We start from the raw sequence: 5,727 nt of genomic DNA, 5'->3' as shown, positions 1-5,727 counted from the left end.
CCTTCCCCGTAGGTGGCCAGCTCTGGGTTGTAAAGAGAGTAGGGAGAGCGACGGCCCACACAGACCGCCTGGCCCTTGTGCAACCGCATCCGCACGACACCGGTGACGCTTTTCTGGGTGGCGCGGATAAAGGCGTCCAGAGCCTCCCGCAGCGGCGAGTACCAAAGGCCGTTGTAGATCAACTGGCTGTAGGTGGTCTCGATGCCGTACTTGTAATGGATGACATCGCGGGTGAGGGTGAGGCTTTCCAGCTCGCGGTGGGCTTGGATCAAGACCATTAGAGCAGGGCACTCGTAGATCTCCCGCGACTTGATCCCCACCAGGCGGTTTTCAATCATGTCGATGCGGCCCACCCCATGCAGGCCAGCTAAGGAGTTGAGCTGCTCGAAGAGGGCTTTGGGACTGAGGCGCTGCCCATCCACCCCGACAGGGATCCCTTGCTCGAACTCAATCTCCACGTAGGCGGGCTCGTCGGGTGTCTGGGAAATAGGCCGGGTGAGGGCATACACTTCCTCTGGCGGCTCCCGGTCGGCATCTTCTAGGATGCCGGCTTCAGCGCTGCGGCCCAAAATGTTGAGGTCGATGCTGTAGGGGCTGGACTTCTGCACGGGCATGGGGATCCCGTAGCGCTCCCCATAGGCAATGGTCTCCTCGCGGGTCATCCCCCACTCGCGGGCAGGGGCCAACACTTTGAGCTGGGGATTTAAAGCAGCAATAGCCAGATCAAAGCGCACCTGGTCGTTGCCTTTGCCGGTGCAGCCGTGGGCCACCGCATCGGCGCCCACCTCTTCCGCCACTTCCACCAGCAGCTTGGCAATCAGGGGTCGGGCCAGGGCCGTGGAAAGGGGGTAGCGCTGCTCGTAGAGGGCGTTGGCCTGGATGGCCGGGAAGGCATAGTCGGTAATGAGGGCCTGGACAGCCTCCCGCACCAGAGATTGCTCTGCCCCCGCCCTGAGGGCTTTGGCCTGAATGGCCTCCAGCTCCGCCCCCTGCCCCAAGTCGACTGCCAGGGCCACCACCGATTCCACCCCCCACTCGTGCTTGAGATAGGGAATGCAGACGGAAGTATCCACCCCGCCTGAATAGGCCAATACCACCTTCTTTGCCCGTCCCATGGGATCCCGCCGTTGCCGTTAAAAAGTTGCTAGCCCATTATGCCCTGTGGCAGGGATCCTGGCTGGCCTCAATGTCGGTTTCCTCAGCTATTCTCAAGGGGATTTCTCCTGCCGGGGAAAGGCCGGGGGTGTGAGCATGGCTGGCAAAAAGACGGCTGCGGCGTGCCGGGGATCTGAGCCCAAGCGAACTGTGGGGCTGGGGATCCTGTCGCTGCTGAGCTTTGTGGCCGGGATGGGGTTTGCCGCCCTCTCCCAGCCAGAGGTGGGATCCCCTGTTGCCGTCTCCGAGCCGGAGGTGCCCCGTTTTACCGCCCACGGTTGGCCCTTGTTGGATCCCTTGCCGCAGCCGGACGAGATTTGGGAGTGCGAGCTGGTGGTGGTGGGCGGATCCCTGGGAGGGGTGGCAGCGGCAGGCCATGCCATGCGAGGGGGGGTGCAGACCTGTCTCATCGAGCTCACCCCTTGGCTGGGGGGTCAGATTACCTCCCAGGGGGTATCGGCCATTGATGAATCGCTGCCGATGCGGCAACGGGGCAATTTTTCCCGCCACTGGCTGGAGTTCAAGGCCTTGATCGAAAGCCAGCCGGTGCATCTGCCGGCCTGGACAGGGATCCCGCCGGGAACCCGCGTATCCGAGATCAACAGCTGCTGGGTGGGAGGGCTGTGTTTTCCGCCCCAGGCCGGGCTGCAGGCGGTGGAAACCTGGCTGCAACAGGCAGCTCAAAATGCCCCCAACAGCCGCTGGGCTACCCAAACGGCTTTCAAGGGGGCCACCTTCAGCGCCGATGGATCCCAGATTGAAAGCATTTACGCTGTGCAGCGGCAGCCCCGGGATCCCAACTTTGTGCCGCCGGGACGGCTGTGGCGGGAGCTGGTGAGCTGGTATGGCTGGCAGGAGACGGAAGTTTTTGCCAAACGGGTGTTGAGGCTGCAGGCACCACCAGGCCGCAACCTGTTTGTTATCGATGCCACCGATACCGGCGAGCTGGTGGGCTGGGCCGGGATCCCCTATCGGCTGGGTTCGGAAGGGCACGATGTGACCGGCGAGCCCAATGCCGCCCCCGCCAGCAACCCGGAGTGCACTCAAGCCTTTACCTTTCCCTTCGTGCTGGCCATCCACGACGATGGCGGTCGCTCCCGAGCAGAGCTGGCCCAACTGCAACCAGGCTATTCCCGCGCCGAACACCGCCGCGAGTTCGACATGGAGGGTTTCCCCACCTTCAGCGGCCAGAGCTTTTTCAATTACCGCCGCATCGTCAGCAAGGGCCGCCGGGATCCCTTCTACAGCACGCCTGTTCCAGGCGACCTGACGCTGGTGAACTGGAACCGCGGCAACGACTGGGGGATCATGAACCCGCCCCTGATCCTGACGGAAGAGCGGCTAGTGGCCTCAGGGCAGCGCCACAACTGGCTGGGGGGCCTGGATGTCTCGGCCATCAAAGATGGAGAAAACCACGCCCTGCTGTTTGCCGAGTGGCTGATGGAAACTCAATCCCGCTCTGGCTATCCCCTCTCCTTGGTGTTTGCCGAAGAGTCCTTGCTGGGCACCCGCTCTGGCCTTAGCCTCTACCCCTACATCCGGGAAGGTCGACGCATTCTGGGGCGATCTGCCTACGGCCAAGCGGAGTTCCTGATGTTGGAGCAGGATATTCGCGTCGGCACCGCCGGGGGGCGGGACTTCAGACCTACCGTGGTGGGGGTTACCCACTACGCCATCGATATCCACGGCTGTCGCTACCGCAACTGGGAGCCCTCTCTTTCGGCCAGCTCCGCGCCAGTCAACGAGTTTTCCGTCCGTCCCATTCTCATTCCCTTGGAAGCCCTGATCCCGCAGAAGGTGGATAACCTGCTCATCGGCGGCAAAGGGATCGCCGTCAGCCACATTGTCAACGCCGCCACCCGCGTGCATTACGGTGAATGGACCATCGGCTCGGCAGCAGGGCTGACCGTGGCTTGGCTGCGCAGTCAAGCTCCCGGCCTGATCCCAGCTCAGATCGTGCCGCAAGGCAAAATGGCCGATTTACAACGCTACCTGATCTCCCATGGGCAAAGACTGCAATGGTGAACCCAGAGGACACCGTCTCAGCGCGAACGACAGATCCCCACCCAATCGACCCAATTTTTCCGATATCGGGGCCCTAGCCCTCAGAGGGAAGTGAATCGGGATCCCTGCCTGCGCGGGCATCTTCGCTACTTTTGCCATAGCGCTGCTGCCGCCACCACACCAACAGGGGGCTGGCGATAAAAATGCTGGAATACACCCCCAAAGTAAAGCCAATGAGCAGGGCAATGGCAAACCCCTTCAAGGTAGCTCCCCCGAAAATGGCGATGGCAACTAGGGGCAGCATCGTCGTCAGGGTGGTGTTCAGGGAGCGGGCAAAGGTCTGGTTCAGAGATAGGTTTACCACCTCGGCCAGGCTGACCTTGCGGCTCACCAGACGCAGATTCTCGCGGATGCGGTCGTAGATGACCACGGTGTCGTTGACGGAAAAGCCGATGATGGTCAGCAGCGCCACCACAAACAGGCTGTCCGCCTCCATACCCACCGTCAGGCCCAAAAGGGCAAATAGCCCTATCGTCAACACTACATCGTGCAGCAGCGCCACAATGGCAAACACCGCGTAATCCCACTGGAAGCGCAGGGCCAGGTACAGCACGATGAGCCCGAAAGAGATGAGCACCGCCACGATGCCGGAACGCAAGAGCAAACGCCCCACCGTCGGGCCAACCGTCTCGACCAGATTGCGCTGGAAGGGGGCAACCTCCTGCCGCAGGGTGGCTTCCACGGCCAAGCGCTCCGTCTCCGACAAAGGGGGCATGCGGATCAGGGCTTCCTGGCCCGTCTGGGTGTCCAGTTGAATGATGCTGCTCCCCAGGTTGTGTTCCTGCAGCGCCCGCCGCAGCTCCTCGGTGGTGACAGGCCGCTCAAAGCTCAGATCCAGCAAAGTGCCGCCGGAAAAATCCAACCCCAGCCGCAGGGGGGTTCCCAGAGAAGCCAGGGAAAAGGCCATGCTGACCAGCCCCACCAGCAGCACCGCCAAGGACAAGCTGAACCACAGCTTGCTCCGTCCAACAATGTCGAAGCGATAGTCGAGCAACCGAGAGGCGGGATCTACGGGGGATAGCTCTTGAGCCGTCATGATTGGGCCGCCTCCATCCGAACGCCGTAAAACTCAGGTTTGCGCAAGCTGGGGATCCCCATTGCCGCCAAGAGCAGGCTACGGGTGCAGGTGATGGCCGTAAAGAAGCTCACCAGAATGCCAATGCCCAGGGTTACCGCAAACCCTTTCACCAGTCCCATCCCCAGCCAGAAAAGCACGCCACAGACCAAAAGGGTAGTCACATTGCTGTCCAGGATGCTGCTGAAGGCGCGGTTAAACCCTTCCGAAATGGACTTGTAGATGGATTTGCCGGCCCGCAACTCTTCTTTAATGCGCTCGAAGATCAGCACATTGGCATCCACCGCCATGCCGATGCTGAGGATAAAGCCGGCGATCCCCGGCAGAGTCATGGTTACCCCCAGCAGTTGGAAGAGAGCAAAGGTACAGAGGGCGTAGATAAGCAGAGCAATGTCCGCAATCAGCCCTGGCAGGCGATAGTAGGCCACCATAAAGAGGAAAACCAGCACCAGGCCCCCGATCCCGGCATAGAGGCTGCGGCGCACGCTCACTTCCCCCAAAGTGGCCCCGACAGTGCGATTTTCAATCACCTGAATGGGAACCGGCAGCGCTCCTGCCCTGAGCTTGACCGCCAAGTCAGTGGCGGTTTCCACCGTAAAGTTGCCTGTGATCACCGCCGTCCCGCCGGTAATGCCGGTGCGGGCAAACTCCGGCCCCACGATCGGGGCACTGATCAACACGTCGTCCAGAAAAATGCCCAATGGACGTTCTGTTCCGGCCAGATCTCGGGTGAGCTGAGTAAATTTTTCTGCCCCCTCCGGCTTGAACTCCAGCAGCACCTCCCAACTCTGGGATCCGCGGCGGGGGGCTTGGGGATAGGCATTGCGCAGCAGATCCCCGGTGAGGCCGACCCGCTCAAACAGAGTATCCGGATCCTCCCCCGCTGTTATCTCTCCCCGCTCGTTGCGGGGCAGCGCGCCGACGGGAACCAAGCCCTTGCGAAACTCCAGTTGGGCTGTATCTCCAAGGAGAGCAATGGCCCGATCCGGATCCGCCACCCCCGGCAACTGCACGAACAGGCGGTCTTGGCCGCTGATCTGCACCAGAGGCTCAGCCACCCCCAGCCCGTTGATCCGCTGCTGGATGACGGCCTCTACCCCCTGCATCACTTCGGGGGTGATTTCAGGCACCTCCTCGGTGGGCACAGCTTGTAGCGTGAGCTGGGTTCCTCCCTTGAGGTCAAGGCCAAGGCGAACCTCCCGGCTGAAGCCCAAGTAAACGAGGGCAACCACCACGGCCAAGATGAAGATCAGCCCTCGCAAAAAGGAGAGCCGACTGAGCCACGACGCTGAGGATCTAGCCATACTGCTGAGAAGGTGAGGAACACGGTCGCACTCGATCTGAGGCTCTTAGGATTTTGGCACTTTGTAAACTACCCGACCCTACACCGCCTTAGCAGTGTAGCGCGGGCTTTCAGTAGCCCTGAGCCTGTT

Annotated in this window: 4 protein-coding genes; 1 reads left to right on the top strand and 3 read right to left on the bottom strand. The window is 61.5% G+C overall.

Features of this window, described 5'->3' with window-relative positions; genetic code table 11:
- Positions 1 to 1,115 (bottom strand): argininosuccinate synthase (locus NW820_RS03260; protein WP_414406665.1); only part of this gene is annotated, 1,115 nt, incomplete at its 3' end.
- A gap of 136 nt (positions 1,116 to 1,251) precedes the next feature.
- Here NW820_RS03260 and NW820_RS03255 point away from each other — a divergent pair.
- On the top strand, positions 1,252 to 3,180 hold the full coding sequence (locus tag NW820_RS03255; RefSeq protein WP_414406664.1) for an FAD-dependent oxidoreductase: 1,929 nt from the start codon (positions 1,252 to 1,254) through the stop codon (positions 3,178 to 3,180).
- 73 nt (positions 3,181 to 3,253) lie between these two features.
- Here NW820_RS03255 and secF read toward each other — a convergent pair whose 3' ends face one another.
- The gene (secF, locus tag NW820_RS03250) at positions 3,254 to 4,255 is read right to left on the bottom strand and encodes a protein translocase subunit SecF (protein WP_011433356.1); all 1,002 of its coding nucleotides are present in this window, start codon (positions 4,253 to 4,255) and stop codon (positions 3,254 to 3,256) included.
- Complete coding sequence (secD, locus tag NW820_RS03245; protein WP_414331113.1) at positions 4,252 to 5,598, bottom strand: protein translocase subunit SecD; 1,347 nt, start codon at positions 5,596 to 5,598, stop codon at positions 4,252 to 4,254. The genes secF and secD overlap by 4 nt, the downstream gene beginning before the upstream one ends.
- Positions 5,599 to 5,727 lie beyond the last annotated feature (129 nt).

Source organism: Synechococcus sp. R55.7, from assembly GCF_047461955.1.
Taxonomy (GTDB): Bacteria; Cyanobacteriota; Cyanobacteriia; order Thermostichales; family Thermostichaceae; genus Thermostichus.
This window is presented reverse-complemented; position numbering and strand designations above follow the sequence as displayed.

What these genes read in the sequence shown, in the direction of transcription:
- NW820_RS03255 (WP_414406664.1), top strand. Translation starts at nt 1,252, where the DNA reads ATGGCTGGCAAAAAGACGGCTGCGGCGTGCCGGGGATCTGAGCCCAAG.
- secF (WP_011433356.1), bottom strand. Translation starts at nt 4,255, where the DNA reads ATGACGGCTCAAGAGCTATCCCCCGTAGATCCCGCCTCTCGGTTGCTC.
- secD (WP_414331113.1), bottom strand. Translation starts at nt 5,598, where the DNA reads ATGGCTAGATCCTCAGCGTCGTGGCTCAGTCGGCTCTCCTTTTTGCGA.